This is a genomic window from Micromonospora olivasterospora (assembly GCF_007830265.1).
In the GTDB taxonomy this organism is placed as follows: Bacteria; Actinomycetota; Actinomycetes; order Mycobacteriales; family Micromonosporaceae; genus Micromonospora; species Micromonospora olivasterospora.
The window spans coordinates 4,977,216-4,997,148 of sequence record NZ_VLKE01000001.1; the positions used below are offsets into that span (position 1 = coordinate 4,977,216).

Annotated in this window: 18 protein-coding genes and 2 pseudogenes; 12 read left to right on the top strand and 8 right to left on the bottom strand. The window is 73.5% G+C overall.

The genetic code is table 11. The features are described from left to right. Positions 1–5: 5 nt before the first annotated feature. The 4 genes from JD77_RS22935 (at position 6) to JD77_RS22955 (ending at position 2,876) form a co-directional block, all read left to right on the top strand. Positions 6–644: a nucleoside/nucleotide kinase family protein gene (locus JD77_RS22935; protein WP_145776121.1), complete on the top strand. Its 639-nt coding sequence runs from the start codon at positions 6–8 to the stop codon at positions 642–644. 205 nt (positions 645–849) lie between these two features. After that, entirely contained in the window at positions 850–1,248 is a 399-nt protein-coding gene (locus tag JD77_RS22940; RefSeq protein WP_145776122.1) for a TraR/DksA family transcriptional regulator, read from the top strand. 44 nt (positions 1,249–1,292) lie between these two features. Next, entirely contained in the window at positions 1,293–2,180 is an 888-nt protein-coding gene (locus JD77_RS22945) for a DUF72 domain-containing protein (RefSeq protein ID WP_145776123.1), read from the top strand. A 267-nt stretch (positions 2,181–2,447) separates the two neighbouring features. Beyond that, positions 2,448–2,876 (top strand): DUF2267 domain-containing protein, encoded by a 429-nt coding sequence (locus JD77_RS22955; RefSeq protein WP_145776125.1) that lies wholly within the window; start codon positions 2,448–2,450, stop codon positions 2,874–2,876. Between the two features lie 117 nt (positions 2,877–2,993). Here the strand turns inward: JD77_RS22955 and JD77_RS34835 are convergent. Beyond that, positions 2,994–3,347, bottom strand: a pseudogene (locus tag JD77_RS34835) (DUF72 domain-containing protein); the annotation flags it as partial. A gap of 3 nt (positions 3,348–3,350) precedes the next feature. On the opposite strand from JD77_RS34835, the pseudogene JD77_RS35225 reads away from it, so the two are divergent. Both JD77_RS35225 and JD77_RS22970 read left to right on the top strand, forming a co-directional pair. Beyond that, a pseudogene (locus JD77_RS35225) lies at positions 3,351–3,639 on the top strand (hypothetical protein). A gap of 9 nt (positions 3,640–3,648) precedes the next feature. Continuing rightward, positions 3,649–4,926, top strand: a complete 1,278-nt coding sequence (locus tag JD77_RS22970; protein ID WP_145776126.1) for a cupin domain-containing protein — start codon at positions 3,649–3,651, stop codon at positions 4,924–4,926. Between the two features lie 13 nt (positions 4,927–4,939). Here the strand turns inward: JD77_RS22970 and JD77_RS22975 are convergent, their stop codons facing one another. From JD77_RS22975 to JD77_RS22995, 5 genes are all read right to left on the bottom strand, one after another. Continuing rightward, positions 4,940–5,605 carry a hypothetical protein gene (locus JD77_RS22975; RefSeq protein ID WP_145776127.1) on the bottom strand — a complete coding sequence of 222 codons (666 nt, stop codon included), beginning with the start codon at positions 5,603–5,605 and terminating at the stop codon, positions 4,940–4,942. Beyond that, a complete protein-coding gene (locus JD77_RS22980) occupies positions 5,602–8,286 on the bottom strand; it encodes an FtsK/SpoIIIE domain-containing protein (protein ID WP_145776128.1) in 2,685 nt (894 codons plus the stop codon). The genes JD77_RS22975 and JD77_RS22980 overlap by 4 nt, the downstream gene beginning before the upstream one ends. Further along, on the bottom strand, positions 8,279–9,271 hold the full coding sequence (locus tag JD77_RS22985) for a hypothetical protein (RefSeq protein ID WP_145776129.1): 993 nt from the start codon (positions 9,269–9,271) through the stop codon (positions 8,279–8,281). The genes JD77_RS22980 and JD77_RS22985 overlap by 8 nt, the downstream gene beginning before the upstream one ends. 8 nt (positions 9,272–9,279) lie before the next feature. Beyond that, positions 9,280–9,540 (bottom strand): hypothetical protein, encoded by a 261-nt coding sequence (locus JD77_RS22990; protein WP_145776130.1) that lies wholly within the window; start codon positions 9,538–9,540, stop codon positions 9,280–9,282. Between the two features lie 443 nt (positions 9,541–9,983). Next, positions 9,984–10,367 (bottom strand): hypothetical protein, encoded by a 384-nt coding sequence (locus JD77_RS22995; RefSeq protein ID WP_145776131.1) that lies wholly within the window; start codon positions 10,365–10,367, stop codon positions 9,984–9,986. 416 nt (positions 10,368–10,783) lie between these two features. On the opposite strand from JD77_RS22995, the gene JD77_RS23000 reads away from it, so the two are divergent. The 3 genes from JD77_RS23000 to JD77_RS23005 are packed head-to-tail and all read left to right on the top strand — an operon-like array spanning position 10,784 to position 13,883. Further along, a complete protein-coding gene (locus JD77_RS23000; protein WP_145776132.1) occupies positions 10,784–13,339 on the top strand; it encodes an ATP-dependent Clp protease ATP-binding subunit in 2,556 nt (851 codons plus the stop codon). Between the two features lie 17 nt (positions 13,340–13,356). After that, the gene (locus JD77_RS32425) at positions 13,357–13,533 is read left to right on the top strand and encodes a hypothetical protein (RefSeq protein ID WP_170286516.1); all 177 of its coding nucleotides are present in this window, start codon (positions 13,357–13,359) and stop codon (positions 13,531–13,533) included. Next, complete coding sequence (locus JD77_RS23005) at positions 13,533–13,883, top strand: DUF3140 domain-containing protein (protein WP_145776133.1); 351 nt, start codon at positions 13,533–13,535, stop codon at positions 13,881–13,883. The genes JD77_RS32425 and JD77_RS23005 overlap by 1 nt, the downstream gene beginning before the upstream one ends. 81 nt (positions 13,884–13,964) lie before the next feature. Here JD77_RS23005 and JD77_RS23010 read toward each other — a convergent pair whose 3' ends face one another. Then, positions 13,965–14,201 carry a hypothetical protein gene (locus JD77_RS23010; RefSeq protein ID WP_145776134.1) on the bottom strand — a complete coding sequence of 79 codons (237 nt, stop codon included), beginning with the start codon at positions 14,199–14,201 and terminating at the stop codon, positions 13,965–13,967. Positions 14,202–15,148: 947 nt separating this feature from the next. Here JD77_RS23010 and JD77_RS23015 point away from each other — a divergent pair. From JD77_RS23015 to JD77_RS23025, 3 genes are read left to right on the top strand one after another with little or no spacing between them, the layout of a single operon-like run. Continuing rightward, positions 15,149–15,991, top strand: a complete 843-nt coding sequence (locus JD77_RS23015; protein WP_425463574.1) for a transposase family protein — start codon at positions 15,149–15,151, stop codon at positions 15,989–15,991. A gap of 23 nt (positions 15,992–16,014) precedes the next feature. Continuing rightward, positions 16,015–16,683 carry an ABC transporter ATP-binding protein gene (locus JD77_RS23020; RefSeq protein ID WP_145776135.1) on the top strand — a complete coding sequence of 223 codons (669 nt, stop codon included), beginning with the start codon at positions 16,015–16,017 and terminating at the stop codon, positions 16,681–16,683. Further along, positions 16,680–18,725, top strand: coding sequence for an FtsX-like permease family protein (locus JD77_RS23025; RefSeq protein ID WP_145776136.1), 2,046 nt, complete (start codon positions 16,680–16,682; stop codon positions 18,723–18,725). The genes JD77_RS23020 and JD77_RS23025 overlap by 4 nt, the downstream gene beginning before the upstream one ends. Here the strand turns inward: JD77_RS23025 and JD77_RS23030 are convergent. Further along, positions 18,644–19,897: an ISL3 family transposase gene (locus JD77_RS23030; RefSeq protein ID WP_145776137.1), complete on the bottom strand. Its 1,254-nt coding sequence runs from the start codon at positions 19,895–19,897 to the stop codon at positions 18,644–18,646. The genes JD77_RS23025 and JD77_RS23030 overlap by 82 nt on opposite strands. Positions 19,898–19,933: the final 36 nt, after the last annotated feature.

The following is a 19,933-nucleotide window of genomic DNA, read 5'->3' on the forward strand; positions in this document are numbered from 1 at the left end:
GTCGGGTGCGCGTACGACCCATCTCGCCCGACCGACTCGTCACCGAACTGGCCGACCGGCTGGCCGTCACCCGCACCCCGGGGCGGCTGCGGGTGGCGGTCGACGGCGCGCCCGCCGCCGCCCCCGACGCGCTGGCCGACGCGCTGGTCGCCCCGCTGCGGGCGCTGGGCCGGCCCGTGCTGCACGTGCGGGCCGAGGACTTCCTGCGGCCGGCATCGGTCCGCCTGGAGCGCGGCCGGACCAACCCCGACGCCTACTACGAGGGCTGGGTCGACGAGCCGGGACTGCGCCGGGAGGTGCTCGACCCGGCCGGGCCGGGCGGCTCGGGGCGGCTGCTGCCGACCCTGTGGGACGCGCGCACCGACCGGGCCAGCCGGGCGGAGTACGTCACCCTCCCGCCCGAGGGCGTCGTGCTCGTCAGCGGGCCGCTGCTGCTCGGCGCCGGGCTGCCCTTCGACGTCGCCGTGCACCTGGACCTCTCCGCGGCCGCCCTGGCCCGGCGCACCGACCCCGGCCTGCGCTGGACCCTGCCGGCCTTCGCCCGGTACGCCGACGAGGTGGCCCCCGCGGCCTTCGCCGACGTCGTGGTACGCGCCGACGACCCGCGCCACCCGGCGCTGGTGGAGCCGGACGGCCCGGGCTGAGCGCCGAGCCGGCGACCGGCCCCCGCGGGACCGGGAGGCCGGCGGCGCATCGACGGAGCGCCCGGTGATTTCGCCGGTTTGACGCGCACGGGCGCCGGGTAATCGCCCGGCTCACAGAGCGCGGGTGAGATCACCCGCGCGCGTCTCATCGTCCGGAACCGGGGCCCGCCCCCGGCGTTACCAGGCCCACGAAAGGCAGGCAGCGATGCTCGTCCACGACACGGTTGACACCGGCCGATCGCAGGCGGAGACCGACCAGATCCGGTCGGCCCTGCGGGCGCGCTACGACGAGCTCACCGCGGAGTACGAGCAGGCGGTGCTGCAGAGCCAGGTGCTGCGGCTGGTCGAGGTCGGCGACACCGCCGGCGACGACCAGGCAGACAGCGGCACCAAGACCGCCGAGCGGGACACCGCGCAGTCCCTGCTGCGCACCATCCTCGACCGCCGGGCCCAGTTCGAGCACGCCCTGACCCGGCTGGAGGAGGGCACCTACGGCTACTGCGAGGGCTGCTCGGGGCCGATCCCGGTGGAGCGGCTGGAGATCTTTCCATCCGCCACGTCCTGTGTGTCCTGCAAGCAGAACCGGGAGCGGCGGGCGGCCTGAGACGTACGGATCGTCGGTCGGGCGGGACGCGGTGGACGCCAGTCATGGGTGAGATCAAGGTGGGCACCGCGTCCTGGACCGACCGGACCCTGCTGGACTCCGGCTGGTATCCGCCGACCGCGGACACGCCGGAGCAGCGACTGTCCTGGTACGCCCGGCAGTTCCCGCTGGTCGAGGTGGACGCCACCTACTACTCGCCGCCCGCCGAGCGCACCGCCCGGCTGTGGGTGGACCGCACACCGCCCGGATTCACCTTCAACGTCAAGGCGTTCAGCCTGCTCACCGGCCACCCCACGCGGGTGGCCGCGCTGTACAAGGACCTGCGGCCGGACACCGACAAGCGCAACGTCTACCCCGACGACCTACCCGCGCAGGCGTACGAGGAGGTGTGGACGCGTTTCCTCTCGGCGCTGGACCCGCTGGTCGAGGCGGGCCGGCTCGGCGCCCTGCTGTTCCAGTTCCCGCCCTGGTTCACCATCCGGCGCGACAACAAGCAGTACCTGCTCGAGGTCGCCGGGCGCTGCGCGCCGCTGCGGCCGGCCTTCGAGTTCCGGCACGCCTCCTGGTTCGACGGGGCCAACCGGGAGGAGACCCTGGACTTCCTGCGCCGCCACGAACTGGCGTACGTCTGCGTGGACATGCCCCAGGGCCATCGCTCGTCCGTGCCGCCCGTGCTGGAGGCCACCGCCGACCTCGCGGTGGTCCGCTTCCACGGGCACAGCGACAGGTGGACGAGCCGGGACATCCACGAGAAGTTCGGCTACGACTACTCGGAGCGGGAGCTGGCCGACTGGGCGCCGAAGCTGCGCGAGCTGGCCGACCGGGCCGGCCGGACCCACGTCCTCATGAACAACTGCTACCGCGACTACGCCCAGCGCAACGGGCAGCGCCTCCAGTCCCTCCTCGGTGAGGAAGTCACCCGCACCGGGTGAGGCCCGCTCACCCCGGCGCCGCGCAGCATGGGCGTGTGCGTGGTCCGCCGTGGCCGCGACGCCGACAGTCAGGGGGTGCGCAGATGACGGTTCGGGACGTACCGGATCGCCGGCGCGGCAGGGTGCTGCACGTCGTCGGATCGGCCGGCGCCCGCCGCGGGGCGCGGCCCGGCCGGGTCAGCCCGACCCGGCAGTGGCGGGGCCCGGCGGGGCCGCCGCCGCGCGACGACGACCGACGGTGGCATACCGACCTACGGGGGTGGGCAGATGGCTGAGCAGCTGGAATCCGCGGTGGAGTCCTCGATCCAGAAGACGAACCTGATCCTCAAGGACATCGAGGCCGCCTACGGCTGGCCCAAGTCGCAACGCAACCAGTCCTACTGCGCGCTGCGCACGGTGCTGCACCTGCTGCGGGACCGGATGCCGGTGCAGGAGAGCGTGGAGTTCGCCGCGCAGCTGCCGGTGCTGGTGCGGGGGATCTACTTCGACGGCTGGCAGCCGATGGACGTGCCGGTCAAGCTGAACCGGGACGACTTCCTGTTCGAGGTGCGGCAGCGCTTTCCGTACGACGTCGAGGGTGGCACCGAGCGCGTCGTGCAGGTGGTGCTGGACGCCCTGAGCCGGCACGTCACCCCGGGCCAGATGAACGACGTGAAGGACAACATGCCCCGGGACCTGGCGAAGATCTTTCCCTGACCGCAGACCCGACCGGCCCGCCCACGACCCGTGGAGCGGGCCGTCCGCGTCAGCCGCGCGCCGGTTCACCCGGCGTACGGCTGACCGGCCGTCCCGCCCGGCGGGCCAGGTCGCCGTCCGCCACAGCGGGGCGATCGGGCGGCTGCCCCGGTCGGCCCAGACCAGCGCGGCCCGGCGCCGCTCCAGCACCCGCCGGGTGGCGTCGGTCCACCAGCTCGGGTGCCGGGGCTCGACCGCGACCCGCACGCCCGGCGGAAAGAGCCGCAGCGTCGCGTCGAGCGCCTCGGCGTCGGCCGGCAGGTTCGGGGGCAGCTGCACCAGAACCGGACCGAGCCGGTCGCCCGTGGGGAACCGGCCGTATGGTCCGGTCCGGGCGTCTACCGTGTGGTTAGAGAAGATCGTGCGTGGGGTACCACCCGCTCCACGACGAACCCCCGCCGCCCGGTCGGGCGGCACGTGGCGAGGGAGCACCGGATGGCACTCAACGACGACGACATGCAGACGACCGGCGGCGCGAGCGCGGAGGGACCGGCCGACGGCGGTGCCACCGTCGGCCAGCGCGACGGTGGCGCCGACGGCGGCGCGGACCGCGGCGCGGAGCGCGGGGCCGACCGCGGGCCGACCAGGGCGCCGAGGCCCGGCCGACGGCGGCGCGACCCCGGGCCAGCACGACGGCGGCGCGGACGGCAGCGCGGAGGGCCCGGCCGACGGCGGCGCCAGCCCCGGGCAGCGCGACGGCGGCGCCGACGGCAACGCCCGCTGACCGAGCGCCGTGACGAGCACCCAGCCGCCGGGCGGCCCCGTCCGCCCGGCGGTGTCGTCCGCCGCCACGGAGGCCCTCGCACGCTGCGTCGCGGTCGAGCCCGCGAAGTTCGCCGCCGCCCACTGGGGACGCACCCCGCTGCTGTCCCGCGCCGCGGAACTGCCCAACCCCGCCGGCTTCACCGACCTGTTCAGCCCCGCCGACGCCGACGAGCTGCTCAGCCGCCGCGGCCTGCGTACCCCGTTCCTGCGGGTGGCCCAGGACGGCCAGCTCGTGCCGGCGGCGCGGTACACCGGCGGTGGCGGTGCCGGCGCCGAGATCGCCGACCAGGTCCTCGACGAGCGGGTCCTGGAGCTGTACGCCTCCGGCGCCACCCTCGTGCTGCAGGGACTGCACCGCACCTGGCCCGCCCTGGTCGACCTCGCCCGGGACCTCGGCGCCGCCCTCGCGCAGCCCGTTCAGGTCAACGCCTACCTGACCCCGGCCGGCAACCAGGGCTTCGCCACCCACTACGACACCCACGACGTCTTCGTGCTCCAGGTCGACGGCCGCAAGCACTGGCGCATCCACCCCCCGGTGCTGCCCGACCCCCTGGAACGGCAGCCCTGGGGCGGGCTGGCCGACGAGGTCTCCGCCACCGCCGACGGACCGGCCGCGCTCGACGTCGTCCTCGAACCGGGCGACGCCCTCTACCTGCCGCGGGGCTGGCTGCACAGCGCCCAGGCCCAGGAGTCCAGCTCGCTGCACCTGACCGTCGGCGTCCGCGCGCTGACCCGGTACGCCATCGTCGAGGAACTGCTGGCCCTCGCCGCCGGGGACCCGCGGCTGCGCGCCGGGCTGCCGTTCGGCACCGACGTCGCCGACCCCGACGCGATCGAGCCGGAGCTGACCGAAACCGTGGAGGCGCTGCGTGACTGGCTGCTGCGCGCCGACCCCGCCGCGGTCGCCGCGCGGCTGCGGGCCCGGGCCTGGCCGGCGGCCCGGCCCGCGCCGATCCGGCCCCTCGCGCAGGCCGCCGCCCTGTCCACCCTCGACGTCGACACCCGGCTCACCGCCCGCCCCGGGCTGCGCTGGCGGCTCGAACCGCAGGGGCCCGACCGGGTCGCGCTGCGCCTGTTCGACCGTACGATCACCCTGCCCACCCGGTGCGGGCCGGCGGTACGCGCGCTGCTGACCGGCGCGGTCACCCGGGTCGGCGACCTGCCCGGCCTCGACGACGACGCCGACCGGGTGGTGCTGGCCCGCCGCCTGCTCCGCGAGGCCGTCGCCGTTCCCGCCGAGGGCTAGGCGGTCGCGCCGGTCAGCGGGCGACGACCAGCAGCAGCACGGTGGTGACCAGGCCCGCCGCCAGCACGACCGTGACCGGGCGGGGCGCCAGCACCGCATGCTGGCGGTCGGCCAGCCGCTTGGCCAGGGCCAGCCCGATCAGCGGGCCGAGCAGCGTCACGACCAGCGCCAGCACGGGCAGCCCCACCGCCAGGTCGCCGCCGTAGCGGGCGCCGGCCGCCCGGGCGCCCGCGCCGACGGCGAACATCACCGCCGCGCCCACGATCCCGCAGAGCGCCAGGAGCGGATTGGCGGACGCCGGCAGCTCGCCCGGCTGCTTCGCCCGGTCCAGCAGCCCGCGTACCCCGTGCAGCAGCAGCAGGGGGTCGCCGGCGCCGTCCCGTCCCGGGCCGGGCGGGTTGCCCAGCCGGCGGGCGCCGGAGCCCAGCCGTGCCCGCAACTGCTGCCACAGGTGGGCCGCCTCGGCGTCCACCCGCTCCACCAGCTCGCGCGCCGCCACGACCTCCTGCTCGGCGTACCGGAGGTGCTCCTCGGCCTCGGCCACCGCCCGGTCGGCGGCCGCGCACTGCTGCGCGTGCCAGGTGTGGGCCTCGGCGCGCTGGACGCGCACCTGCTCGGTCAGCTCCGCCAACCGGCGCAGCTGCGCCGCGTACGTCTCGCTGGTCACCGGCTCGTTCACCGCGTCGATCCGTAGGGGATGATCACCTGGCCGGTGCGGTGCACCGCCCGGTCGAAGAAGAGCCCGCGCCACGGGCGTGGGTACCAGTCCGGGCCGCCCGTGCCCGGGTAGAGCGACGAGCCCAGCTCGGCGCCCTGCACGTCCAGCGCCACCCACGCCCCGATCTGGTCGGTGCGGGCGGCCGGCCCGCCGAGGTCCACGCGCATCCGGGCCACGCCCCGCCACCAGGCCAGCACGTGCGTACGCCGCTCCGGCCCGTCGTGCAGGATCCGCCGCAGGTGCTCCAGCCCGGTACGCGCACCGGCGCGCGCCGCCAGCCGGCCGGCCGCCGCGTCGACGGCGTACAGCAGCAGGTAGTGCGGGACGCCCGAGGCGCCGGGGCGGTCCAGTCCCGCCGCGGTCTCGGCCATCAGCTCGCCGACCGTCTCCTCGTCGTACCACGCCGCGTCGTCGGCGAGGTCGGCGTAGAGCTCCCGGGCGGCCGGATCGGCGTCCGGGTCGAGGCAGGCGAGGGAGAACCGGGCGGTGCCGGGCGGGTGCTGGCGGGCCAGGGACCGGGCGGCGGCGTCCAGCACGGCGCACGCCTCGTCGACGCGGGTGCCGAGCACGGCCAGGTTCCGCCCGGGCGCCCGGGGCAGCCGCAGCGCCGCCGAGCGGGCCTGCACGTCGATGATCTCCCCGAGCAGCGCCACCGGGCTGCGCGGCGGCCCGCCGCCGTCGGGCGGGGTCAGCGCCCGGAAATCCGGGGCGTCGGCCAGCCGGGGGATGGCGTCGCCGTCGAAGAGGCGGGCCGGCTTCGCGTCCTGCGGGCGCATCCGCCACAGCCGGTGCTGCAGCTCGCTCCAGGCCTCCCAGTCGCTGGCCGACGGAATCCGGGCCACCTGGTTGCCCTCGACGAGGCCGGACTCGGCGTTGACCACCGCGTGGTGGCGCGGCAGCGACTGGGCCGCGTCGTTGCGCTCGGCGAGGATGCGCAGCGCCTTGGGCAGCGCGATCCGCAGGGTGAACTGGGCGACCAGGGCGGGCCGCCCCCACAGCGCCTCGATGCCGCGGACGTCCTGCGACGCCAGCACCAGGTGGATGCCCTGCGAGCGGCCCCGCCGCGCCAGGTCCTCCAGCAGGTCGGCGGCCTCCCGGGCCACCACGTCCCGGCCCGCCAGCAGGGCCTGGAACTCGTCCACCACGGCGACGATCCGCGGCCAGTGCCCGGTCGGGTCGACCGCCCGCAGCTCGGCGAGCTTGGTCACCTCGTGCTTCTTCGCCGCGTCGGCCCGTCGGCGCAGCTCCTCGGCGAGGAAGCGCAGCAGGGCCAGGCCGAACTCCCGGTCGGTGTTGACGTTGATGCCGACCAGCCGCATGTGCGGCAGCCAGCTCGGGTCCCGCCGGCCCTGCGCGAACCGGGCGAAGGAGACCCCCTCCTTGAAGTCGAGCAGGTAGAACTCCAGCTCCGCCGGGGAGTAGCGGGAGGCCAGCGCGCCGATCCAGGCGAAGATCAGGTTGGTCTTGCCGGTGCCGGACGGGCCGCCGATCAGCGCGTGCGGCGGGTAGTCGCCCAGGGTGAGCAGGACGGGCCGGCCGTGCGGGCCCTCGCCGATCGGCGCGGTCAGGCCGCCGGACGAGTCCTCCCGCCACATCAGCTCCGGCGGGGGGAGCAGATCCGTGAACGGTGCCGGCGGAGGTCCGGCGTTGACCCGGGCGGCGAGCTGCCGGCACGTCTCGGTGACCAGCGCGGGCGGGGGCGGCGGGTCCAGGGCCACCGGCAGGCCGGACGGGCCGCCGACACGGGCCCCGTCGGGCTCCACCGCGATCCGGGTCACCGTCGGGTCGTCGGGCACGGGCACGCCGCGTACGACCAGGTGCACGCCGCACGCCGCGCCCGTGCGTACCACCCGGTCGAGTTGGCCGCGTTCGTGGCGGGACAGCTCGTCGCCGCCGAGCAGCACGGCCACCCGCCACGGCTCGGGGCGGCGGCCCGTGGCGGCGGCCAGTTCCCGCAGGGAGCGGTACTCGCCGGCGAGGACCGTCTCGTTGATCCGGCGGATCTGCTCCACCAGGTCGTCCAGCAGCCGGCCCAGCCCGCCCGGCCCCACGAAGGTCAGCAGCCCGGCCGTGCCGAGCGGCGCGAACCCGGCCAGCCCGCCGCCGAGGTGCTCCGGGTCGTACCCGAACAGCCGCACGGTGCCCGCGTCGGCCCGGCCGAGGCTGCGCAGCAGCAGGGCCGGCACCAGCGCGGCGCCGCCGTCGGCCTCGGCCCCGGACAGGTGCACGTGGCCGGCGTCGAGCAGGGGCACGAGCGCCGGCACCGGCTCCGCGCCGGGAACGCGGACCATGCCGACCCGTACGGCTCCGGGCGGCTCGCCCCGACCGGCCGGCGCGGCCCGCCACTCCGCCCAGTCCGCCGACGCCGCGCCGGGCGCCTCCCGGCGGGCCGCCTCGACGGCCCGGCGGGCCAGCTCGGCGATCCGGCTGGCGTGCCGGGCGTCGATCTCGGCCAGCCGCCGGTCCCGCTCGGCCCCCACCCGCTCCGGTACGGCCGCCGCCGCCCGGCGGACGCGGGCCAGCCGGTCCCGTGCGGCGGCCGACTCGGCCTCGGCGTCGGCCAGCCGGCTCCGGGTGGCGCCCATCGCGTCGGAGAGCATTCCCCGCACCCGGGTCACCAGTTGGGCGCGCCGGTCAGCCATCGGAACCCCGGCGCGTGGAGCCGTGGGGAGCGGGCCGGCCGCCCGTCGGCGCGGCCGACCCGCCGCCGTCGCCCACAGGACGGTCCGTGCCGGGGCGACCGCCGTCGGCGGGGGGCTTCCCGGCGGCGGGCTCCTCGGTGTCGCGGGGCAGATTCCTGCCGAGCCGGGCCAGCAGCACGCCGGTCACCACGCCGGCGGTCACCGCCGGATCGGCGGCGTGCGGCTGCTCCCCGGAGCGCTGCGGCGGGGGCATCCGGCACACCCTGGTCAGCAGAGTGTCCAGCACCGGCGCGGGCAGGCCGGGCAGCAGGTCCCGGACCCGGCCGTCCAGCTCCCGCCGGAGCCGGGCCAGATCGTCGGCGCGGGGCGGGTGGCCGAGCAGCTCCCCGGCCAGCTCGCGCAGCAGCGGCGGCGCGATCGCGGCCAGCCCCAGACCGACGTCGGCGTGCGCGGCGCGCAGCTCGCGGTGCAGCCGGTCCCGGTCGCCGGCGCGGACCCCGTCGGCCACCCGGCGCAGCAGCTCCCGGGAGTCGCCGACCTGCTCGTCCGGCTCGTCCGGGCCGCCCTCCCGGCCGCCGGTCAGCTCCGCCACCCGGACCGCCCACCAGCGGCGCAGCACCGGGTTGTCGTCCCCGGCGGCCGGCGGCGGCGCGGCGCCGGGCGGGGCGTCGCGGGGCGCGTCGTGCGCCGGCCGCCGGTCGCCGGACGGCCGCGGGGCGGGCGCGCCGTCGGGGGCCAGCCCGATCGCGGCCAGGTACGCCGACAGCTGCTCCTGGGCGACCCGCAGCGCGTGCCCAGCGGACTCGGCGTGCTCGGTCGCGGCGGACAGCTCGGGCACCCCCAGCGGGTTCGCCGACTCCTGTCGCACCCAGCGCAGCCGCTCGGTGGCCTGGCCGAACTTCTCCAGCGCCAGGGCGAGCTGGGCCAGCGGCAGTTCCTCGGACGCGGCCCGCAGCCGTGCCCCGATGTCCTCGACGATGGACATGCGCGCCCCTACAGCGTGGAGATGTAGAGCTGCGCCTGCTCCACCGCGACCAGGGTGGCCGCGAGGCACTCCTCCAACTCCTGGCTGGCCTGTGTCAGCGCGGCCTGCGCCGCCTCGACCGTCTCGTGGCCGCTGCCCTCCAGCGCCCCGGCCAGGGTCTGCTGTGCCTCGGCCAGCTTCTCGCCGGCCGCCTGTACGGCTGTCTGTCCCTCGCCGATCTGTTGGAGGGCGACATCGATGGCTGCCTTCAGCTCGGCGACGCTCGCCACTGGACCTCCTGGGGGCGGGGAGATCTCCATTACAACCCATCCCCGTCGGGGAGAGAACATCCGCCCTGTGGGTCTTGCTGCCCCGGTGTCCGGTTGCGGCCCTGACGTGCGCGAAGTCTGTTCCCGGGCGCGGGGGCGGTCTCGTCGAGGGGCCACCCGGTTTCGTCGGCGGGACCCGATCCCGGCGCCGACCCCGCCATGCCGCCGACATCGCGGGGGGTCGGTTGGGTTGGGTCGGGTTGATCCCGCCATGTCGCCGGCATGGTGGGGTCTGGTTGGTGTTGACTCCGCTATGTCGCCGATACTGCGGGATCTGGTTGGCGTCGGCTCCGCCGGTCACCCGGCATGGCAGGCGGTTCGGTTGGCGTTGACTCCGCCGTGTCGCCGGCATCGCTCGGTCGGTGATCCCCGCCGTGTCGGCGATACCGGGCCGGGCCCGTGCCTTACGCCTCGCCCCGCAGCCAACGGGGGCCGTACACCTCGGCGCCCAGCGCGCCTACCCGCTCGCGCAGCTCCCGGTCGGCCGTGACCACCAGCCGGCGACGATCCGGTGCCGCCTCGACCAACTCGACCACGGTGTCGTCGCCGGATCCCCGCGCGGCCACCACCCGCACGCCCGGCGCACCTGGCACACTCCGGGCGGCCCCCTCGACGACGAGCACGACCTCGGTGGGTCCGGTCAGCCGCGGCGGCACCCCGTGTTCGGCCACCGGCGCGAGGGCGTCGCGGAGCCGGGCCGCCGCCCCGGCCCGGTCCCGCCACCAGCCGTCGGGGCGGGAACCGACGACGTTGGCGGCGTCCACGATCAGCAGCGGCCTCGGGTCCATGCCCTCAGCCTGCCACCTGGGCCCCGACGCGCCGTGTACCCGCCCCCCGCCCCGTGCCCGCGTGTCCGCCCGTACCCCGCGCCCATGTGCCCCGGTCTCCGCCTGCCCCCGTGTCCGCCTGGCGTCCCGGGCCCGCGTGCGCGCCTGGCGTCCCGGGCCCGCGTGCGCGCCTGGCGTCCCGGGCCCGCGTGCGCGCCTGGCGTCCCGGGCCCGCGTGCGCGCCTGGCGTCCCGGGCCTGCCTGCCCGCGCGCTCCCGTGCCCGCCCGGCGCCCCGTGCCCGTGCGCCCCCGCCGCGTCCGGCGGCGGGGCGGCGGCGGTGGGCGGGCGTTTGTCGCTCCCACCGTCGGGTAGCCACGGCCGACCGTGCCGGCCCGACGGTACGGCGAGCGCGCCGACCCGACCGCGGAGGGCAGAGATGATGGGACCCGGTGACTTCGGCTCCGACCCGTGGGACGAATTCCTGGCCCGGTACTTCGGCCGGGGCGAGGGTGGACGCCGGCCGGCGCACCGGGTCGACATCACCCGGCTGATGACGGCCGACGCGCGGGAGATGCTCGCCGACGCCGCCCGCCGGGCGGCGCAGCGGCGCAGCAACGATCTGGACACCGACCACCTGCTGTGGGCGGCGCTGCAGCGGGAGCCGCTGCGCGACCTGATCCGCCGGGCCGGTGCGGACCCGGACGCCCTGCTCAACGCGCTCGGCGGGCGCGGCGACGGCGCGCCGCGCGGCGAGGTGCCGCCGAACCTGTCGCTCACCCCGGCGGCGAAGCGGGCGCTGCTCGACGCCCACCAGTTGTCCCGGGCCATGGGCGCCAACTACATCGGTCCCGAGCACATTCTCATGGCCCTGCCGCTGAACCCGGAGTCGCCGGCCGGCCGGATGCTCGCCGCCGGCCGGATCCAGCCCGAGTCGTTGCAGGCGGCCAGCGCCGAGCGGGGCCCGATGACCGGCCCGCGGCCCGACCGGGGGACGCCCACCCTCGACCAGTACGGCCAGGATCTCACCGACCTCGCCCGCAACGACCAGATCGATCCGGTGATCGGGCGGGCGGACGAGATCGAGCAGGCCGTGGAGATCCTCTCCCGGCGGACCAAGAACAACCCGGTGCTGATCGGCGAGGCGGGCGTCGGCAAGACCGCCATCGTGGAGGGGCTCGCCGAGCGGATCTGCGACGGCGACGTGCCGGAAACCCTGCTCGGCAAGCGGGTGGTGCAGCTCGACCTGGCCGGCCTGGTCGCCGGGACCCGCTACCGGGGCGACTTCGAGGAGCGGCTGAAGAAGGTCATCGACGAGATCCGCGCCCACCGGGACGAGCTGATCATCTTCCTCGACGAGATCCACACCCTGGTCGGCGCCGGCGGGGCGGGCAGCGAGGGTGGCATGGACGCGTCCAACATGCTCAAGCCGGCGCTGGCCCGCGGCGAGCTGCGGGTGATCGGCGCGACCACCCTGGACGAGCACCGCCGCAGCATCGAGAAGGACGCCGCGCTGGCCCGTCGGTTCCAGCCGGTGCTGGTGCCCGAGCCCAGCGTCGACGACACCGTCGCCATCCTGCGCGGCCTGCGCGACCGCTACGAGGCGCACCACCAGGTGCGGTTCACCGACGAGGCGCTGGTCGCGGCCGCCGAGCTGTCCGACCGCTACATCACCGACCGGTACCTGCCGGACAAGGCCATCGACCTGATCGACCAGGCCGGCGCCCGGGTTCGGTTGCGCACCCGCACCCCCGCCGCCGACGTGCGGGACCTGGAGCGCCAGCTCGACGAGATGCGCCGGGACAAGGAGCAGGCCGTCGCCGACGAGCAGTACGAGCGGGCCTCCGCCCTGCGGGACCGGCTCGGCGAACTGGAGGAGCAGGTACGCCGGGCCCGCGGCGAGGAGGACGGCGAGACCCGGGTGCCCTCGGTCGGGCCGCACGAGATCGCCGAGGTGGTCTCCCGGGCGACCGGCATTCCCGTCGCGCAGCTCACCGAGGAGGAGCGGGACCGGTTGCTGCGCCTGGAGGGGTACCTGCACGAGCGGGTGATCGGCCAGGACGACGCGGTCGGCGCGGTGGCCGAGGCGGTGCGGCGGTCCCGGACGGGACTGGCCGACCCGAACCGCCCGATGGGCAGCTTTCTCTTCCTCGGCCCGACCGGCGTCGGCAAGACGGAGCTGGCCCGGGCCCTCGCGGAGGCGCTGTTCGGCGAGTCGGACCGGATGATCCGGCTGGACATGAGCGAGTTCCAGGAGCGTCACACCGTCGCCCGGCTCGTCGGCGCGCCGCCCGGCTACGTCGGGTACGAGGAGGCCGGCCAGCTCACCGAGGCGGTGCGCCGCCGCCCGTACGCGGTGGTGCTGCTCGACGAGATCGAGAAGGCCCATCCCGACGTGTTCAACATCCTGCTCCAGGTGCTGGACGACGGCCGGCTCACCGACAGCCAGGGCCGGACGGTGAACTTCAAGAACACCGTCCTGATCATGACCAGCAACCTGGGCTCGGAACTGATCAGCGGCAGCCAGCGGACGGTCGGGTTCGCCGGCGGTGCCCCGGGCACCCAGCAGGAGAGCGACGAGCTGCGCGAGCGGTTGAACCGCCGGCTCCAGGAGAACTTCCGGCCCGAGTTCCTCAACCGCATCGACGAGGTGATCATCTTCCGGCGGCTGGAACAGCAGCAGTTGCGCCAGATCACCGAGCTGCTGCTGGAGGAGACCCGCCGGCGGCTGCACGCCCAGGACATCGAGGTGGACTTCACGGCGGCCAGCATCGACTGGATCGCCGAGCACGGCTACCAGCCGGAGTTCGGTGCCCGGCCGCTGCGCCGCGTGATCCAGCGCGAGGTCGACAACCGGCTGTCCCGGATGCTGCTGGAACACGGGATCTCGCCGGGGCAGAGGATCACGGTGGACGCCCGCGACGGCAACCTGGCCTTCGACGTGGCCGCCGGCGGCCGGGCACACACCCCCGCCGCCACGTCCCACCCGCGATGAGCGAGCGGAGGGCGGAGATGACCGAGCCCGAGGAGAGCCGCGAGGAGACCGAACCCGAGTCGGAACGATCCGCGCCCATCGTGACGCCGCCGACGGCCAACCCAGGCCGGGTGCGGGTGCCGCCGGAGGGCGTGGGTCCCCAGCACGGCGGCGAGCCGGAGCGACCCGGCCCGCCGTCCGGAGAGGAGGCGTGATGGCACGAGAGCAGCGGATCGACCCGGAGGTCGACGTGCTCTGGGACGACTTCCACGCCGAGGTGAACGTCCCCTCGGAGCAACTGCGGCGCTGGCTGCTCACCCGCGGCTCCGGAGAGGAGGCGTTCGGGCCGGACCCGGACCTGGGCCTGCCCGAACCGGGCCGGCAGATCCTGCACGTGCTGGGCAAGCGCAAGGTCGACCTGACCCGGGAGGACGTCGAGGTGATGCGGGAGACGGTCGACCGCATCCGGGCCCTGACGGCCGAGCGGCCCGAGCGCGGCAACGCCGACGACGAGTGGCGGCGCGCCCTGCTCGACCTCGGCCACGACGTGCTCATCGAGCGCTGAACACGTCCTCAGTGACGCCGAGCCGGGCCTGGACCGGCGGCACCCGGGCCGCGTCCCGGGTGCCGGCCGCGTTGCCGGCAGCTATTCGGACTCCCTACTGGGCAGTTGCAGCCCGGCCGCGTCGGCGGCGGCCTGCCGGTCGGCGCGGGCCAGCTCCTCCCGGCTGAGCAGGTTGGCGTACTCGGTGATGTCGGCCGGGTTGGGCACCTCCGGCAGCCGGCGCAGAAAGGTCTCCACGTCGTCGGAGGCGGCGGTATGCGCGGCGGCTGCCTGACGTAGCAGCTCGCGCTCGTCCGCGGCGGGGTGCAGATCAGTCATGTCGCCCGGATACCCGCACTCGGACGATCTGCACCTGACTGCCGGATTGCGGATCCCCCGAGGAGGACAAGCGTCGGTGCGCTGCTGGGTGATATGTCAGCCTTTGTGGTCTTATGGCGTGGCGGTCCACCCGATCAAGGGTCGCCGTGCTAACTTCTTGTCGTTGTCCAACGGGGTGTAGTGAGGAAGGGTAACCGTCCACTCCCTTCGGGCCTCGATTCGGTCGTGGCTGGGAGTGGCTTTCATCTTTTTGGCACCTCTCGGCTTGATTCTCGATCGGCTCTCTGTGTCTGGCTGTTGACTAAGAAACGACATTGACAACCATCAATATATTGCATAGAGTTTCCTTGGCTCCCAAAAGTGGAGACCGAGGAGAGGGGCTATTTTGGAGAAAAAGAGAGCGGCTGGCGTGACGGCCCTGATGGTCGCCCTGTTCGTCGGGGGTATGGCCAGTGCCGCCTACGCCCGCAGTGGCAGCGGACCCATTTAGGTCGGTAACACCTATGCCCACATCGACGGCAATGTCTACTGGTACCCGAACGGCAACAACCACGGCGGGATGCGGGTCTACGGTAACCTGTACGACGACGAGGCCGACAGCAACAGCGTCAAGGTGAACGGCAGGGTCGCTGGATACAGCTACACCACGTTGTGGACCAACAGTAACGGCAACGGGAGTTACGTATACGGCGCAAGGTCGTATACGACCCGCAGGCGACCATCGTTTATAGCGGCGACGTCCAGACCTGCCGCTATAACAGCCTTGGCGCCGACCAGTGCACCTCCGAGTACATGTCAAGGTGAGAGTGAGCTGATCTCAGCGACGCGAATGTGTTGATTGGTGCGACACGGATGAAGGCACTCAGGCCGGACAGTGCTGGAAGTGGACGTGAGGTCCTCGGTAGGTAGTTCTCACCACAAGATCACCCACACGGTGAGGACCCCACGTGATCGCATATCGTGCCATGGTCGACGTCCCGAGGGAACTCGTGCGGTACCTCAGCCGGCTGCTTGCCGCGGAACGCCGAGCCAAGGGGACACGGCGCGGCACCCGCGCGTTGACCTGCTTCTACCAGGCACTGCTGGTGCTGGTCTGGTTCCGCAAGGCCGAGGACGTGACCCTGCTCGGCGCCGGGTTCGGCATCTCCCGGGCGACCGCGTACCGCTACCGCGACGAGGGCATCGCCGTGCTCGCCGCGCAGGCGCAGGATCTGCACACCGCGCTGCGCCGAGTCGCCGACGACGGCTGGTCCCACGTGATCCTCGACGGCAAGCTGTTCGACTGCGACCGGCTCACCGAGACCACCCTGTCGGTCAAGGGCGAGATCATCGACGCCTGGTACTCCGGAAAGCACCGCGACTTCGGCGCGAACATCCAAGCGATCATCCGCCCGGACGGACTGCCGATCTGGACATCGGCGGCGATGCCCGGGCACCTGCACGACACCAGCTGCGCCCGCGAACTCGGGGTGACCGCCGCGCTGAACTGGTCCGCCGCCGAACTGGACCTACCCGCACTGGCCGACTCCGGCTACGAAAGCGCAGGCCACGGCATCAAGACCCCAGTCAAGCAGCCTACTGACGGCAGCCGGCTCGCACCCGACAACCGCGCCTACAACCGGCTGCTGCGCGGGCTGCGCTGGCAAGGCGAACGCGGCTTCGCCATCCTGATCGGACGCTGGAAAACGCTACGCCATACCACCGCCAGCCCACGCCGGATCGGCGACGTCGTCGCCGCCGCGCTGCATCTGACTCATTTCGAGTACAAGTACCTACCCGAATCTTGTTGAGATCACTTCAGTGACCCGAACTTATGCTGAACGCGATTGACGTCCGGTATTCGTTCGGTCAGACGGTGGCGCTCGCTGACGCGAGCGCCACCGTCGCGCCGGGCGAAAAAGTCGCCCTGGTTGGGCCCAGCGGATCCGGTAAGACCACTTTCCTCTATTGTCTCGCCGGATTACTCAGGCCCGGCCGCGGGCAGGTGCTATTCAATGGCAAGGACTTGGCGAAAATGTCGGACGAGGAGCGGTCGGACCTTCGACTTCGCTCTTTCGGGTTCGTCTTCCAGTTTGCGGAACTTGTGCCGGAACTGACGATTCGCGAGAATGTCGCGCTTCCGTTGGACCTCGCCGGCGTTGATCGCGCGGAACGGGCCGAGCGGGTCGCACTGTTGCTCGACCGGCTTGGCCTCACCAGTGAGGCGGGTCGGCGGCCCGCGCAGGTCTCCGGCGGGCAGGCGCAGCGTGCGGCGGTTGCGCGGGCGATCGTGCACCGGCCGTCCGTCGTCTTCGCCGACGAACCGACCGGATCGCTGGACACCGCCAACGGCGAGGCGGTCATCGACCTGCTGTTCGGCCTGTCCGAAGAACAGGGATCCGCGGTGGTTCTGGTCACCCACGACCCGAAGATCGCCTGCCGCGCAGACCGCGTGCTGGAGCTGCGAGACGGTCGCCTGCTGGCGGAGGTACCGTCCCCGTGACCAACGATCTGCGCCTTGCGGTACGGCTGATTCGGGGCGGCGGCGCCGGCGGCTATGTCCGACTTGCTCTCATGGCCATCGGCTACGGCCTTGGCGCTGTGGTGGTGCTGCTGTTGGCGGCCCTGCCCGCAGTGCTTCGCGAGCGGGGTGACATCACGGCAGCCAGGCAGCCGATATCCGCGGAGGACTCGGTCTCCTTCCGGTCGAACTTCAACTTCGGCTCCTGGCGCGGGGTTCGGTTCACCCGGGTGCTCATCGCGGATGCGGCGCCGAACGCTCCGCTGCCTGCCGGTGTCGCCGCGCTGCCAGAGCCGGGCGAGACCGTGCTGTCGCCAGCAGCGGCCCGGCTCGCTCGCCACGACGCCAACTTCGGGGCTCTGCTCCCGGGGCGTCAAGTGGGGCGCATCGACGAGTCCGGGCTACTCGGACCAGACGAGCTCTACGCGTATGTGGGCGTCACCATCGATGAGATGCCCAGCGGTTCGCCGAGCCGCGGTTGGGGTGGATTCGCCACCGACGAGGAGATGCGCGACCAGTTCTCCACAGTGCCGCTGCAACTGTTGCTCATCGTCTCCGCGCCGGCGGTGCTTTACTTCGCGGTCTGTTCCCGCCTCTCCGCCGCGAGTAGACGGCGCCGGTACGCCGCGCTCCGATTGGTCGGCATGAACAGGCGGAGGGTTTTGCGGCTGGCTGCAATCGAGGCGGCTGCGGCCGGGCTGGCCGGCGGCCTGCTGGGGCTCGCGGCCTACGCCGCGCTCAACCGGGTGATCGGCCCCTCCGGCATTCTCGGATTCACCTGGTACCCCGAGGCCTCCGCGTTCTCGCTCGTCGGGGGTGTGGCGATGGTGCTGGTCCTCGGCCTCCTAGCGGGGGCGGTCGGCGGCGCCAGCAGCGCCCGTGCGCTGTTTCGGCCCGTCGAGGCGCGCTTCGACGCGGCCGACCGCCCGCCTCGGTGGTGGCAGGTCGCACCCCTGGTCTTCGGTTTGGGTCTGATCGTCTATCCGCTGCTCCTGGACAACCGTCCGCCAGGCCAGGCAATGGACCAGACGAGCGGCATTCTGCTGCTGCTCGGCGTGGTCCTGTCTGCGCTGGGTCTGCTCATCTCACTGCGGACCGTCCTGGTGGCGATCGCCCGCACCGTTGCCAACAACCGCGCGCCGCTGGTTCTCCGCCTGGCTGCTCGCCGGGTAGAGTACGAGTCGGTCGGGACGGCCCGGCACCTGGCCGGGTTGTGCAGCCTTGTTCTGGTCGCGACCGTCGGTGCGGGAGTGCTGCGCCAGACGGAACTCTCCGCGACCCCGGTTGCCGAACGGTTGATCGTCAAGGTCAACGGCCAGGACGTGCCGGTGGCCGCGCGGGAACGGATGGCGGAACTTCCGGCCCAGGGCCACTGGGTCCAGCAGCGTAGCGTCACGTCGCCCCCACCACTGGGCGCGATGCCCTCCACACCGGAGGACTTCATACGCTTTCAGGGCGTGGAACTCGTCGTCGCCACCTGTCAGTCGCTCCGACGCAACACTCGGCAGCCTCTCGAGGGATGCCGGGACGGCGCCGCCTACCGCATCCAGCAGGGCGGTCCGTCAGCGCTGTCGCTGTCGCCGGGACTCGACGTGACGTTCCAGAATGCCCAGAAGCAGCCGGTGACCATCAAGACGCCTGAGCAGACGATCGACCTTGGCGCGGGGGAGGGACTTCCCCGCGGGATGGCTATCCTTGTCACGGGCGACTCGTCTCCGCTCGGCCTGACCGAGGAGAGCTTTCTCTTCTACCAACTCTCGGCCGAGGTGGCAGAGGTCGATCGCTTCGTAACTGGTATTGGCACGGCCGCGCCAGCGGCCACCCTGACCGTGTTCGGCCTGGACCTGCCGGCACTGGAGACATACCGTGTGCATCGGGGTGTCGTGGGTGTGGGCCTTCTGCTGGCCTTTTTGGGGTCTACTGCCGTTCTCGTGGGTCGGGTTCATGATCGTCCGGGTAGTGGTGGGCAGAGGCCGCCGCGGCGGAGGTTGGCCATGGTGATCAACGCTTTGGCGCTGTGGTAGCCGTAGGCCTGGCGGGTCAGCACGCGCAGGTGGACGTTGTTGGCCTCGATGCGGGCGTTGGACAGTCCGCTGTCGAGCATGTTGTGGATCGCGGGCAGGTGACGGCGGATCGTCTTGGCCAGCTTGACGAACGGGGCCAGCTTCGACCGGCTCGCCCAGCGTAGCCACGCCTGTAGCAGGAGCCTGCCGTCGGCGCCCTTGACCGCGATGATCTCCCGGAACTGTTCCTTGAGTAGGTACGCCCGGTACAGCGGCCGGTTGGTGGCCTGGATCGTGGCCAGGGTCGCCTTCTGCTTGTCGGTCAGGTTCGGCGGGTTCTTCCACAGCGCCCACCGGGCGTCTTTGAGGGTCTTGGACGCCTCGGTGCGGCCGCCTTTGCCGCCACGGGCGGTGTTCCACACCGCCCGGCGTACCTCGTCGAGGGCGTCGGTGACCCAGGCGACCAGGTGATAGGGGTCAAGGCAGCGGACCGCCTGCGGCGCCCGCTCGGCCACCACGTCACCGATCCAGGCGGCGGCGTCGGCCGACACGTGGGTCAGCGCCGCGGCCCGCTGCGCGCCCAGCTCGTCGAAGAACGCGGCGACGGTGGCCTTGTCCCGCCCGTCGGCGGCCCACACCAGGCGGCCGGTGTCGTGATCGACGACCAGGGTCAGGTAGCGCTGGCCCTTGCGGTAGGCGACCTCGTCGATACCGATCCGTTTGAGTCCGGCCAGTCGATCGGTGCCGGCGGCGGCAGCGTCGACGACCCGGCCGACGATAGCGACCACGCTGCGCCAGGCGATGCGCAGCAGCCCGGTCACCGCCGACGCGGACGTGCGCGCGGCCAGCCACGCCGCGGTGTCCTCGAACGCCGTGGTGAACCGGGCACCGTGACGCGCCCACGGCACCGCGATCACCGTCGGCCCGTGCTCGGCACAGTCGACCCGAGGCACGGCGGCCTCGATGACCACCCGCAGCGTGCCGAAGTCCAGGTGCCGCCACCGCCGCCTGCCCCAGCCGCGGTCGTACCACGGCGCGCGAGCCCGGCAGCGCCCGCAGCGACGCGCCGCGCCCTTGCGCGGCCGGGCAGAGATCACCAAGACCTCACCGTCGGTGTCGTCATCGAGGCGCACGCCCTCGACGACGGCCCGTTCCAGCCCTGCCTGTCGATGCAATACCCTGGTCAAACGCACGCCGTTTCCCGATCTTCAGTTTCTGACCTTCGACAA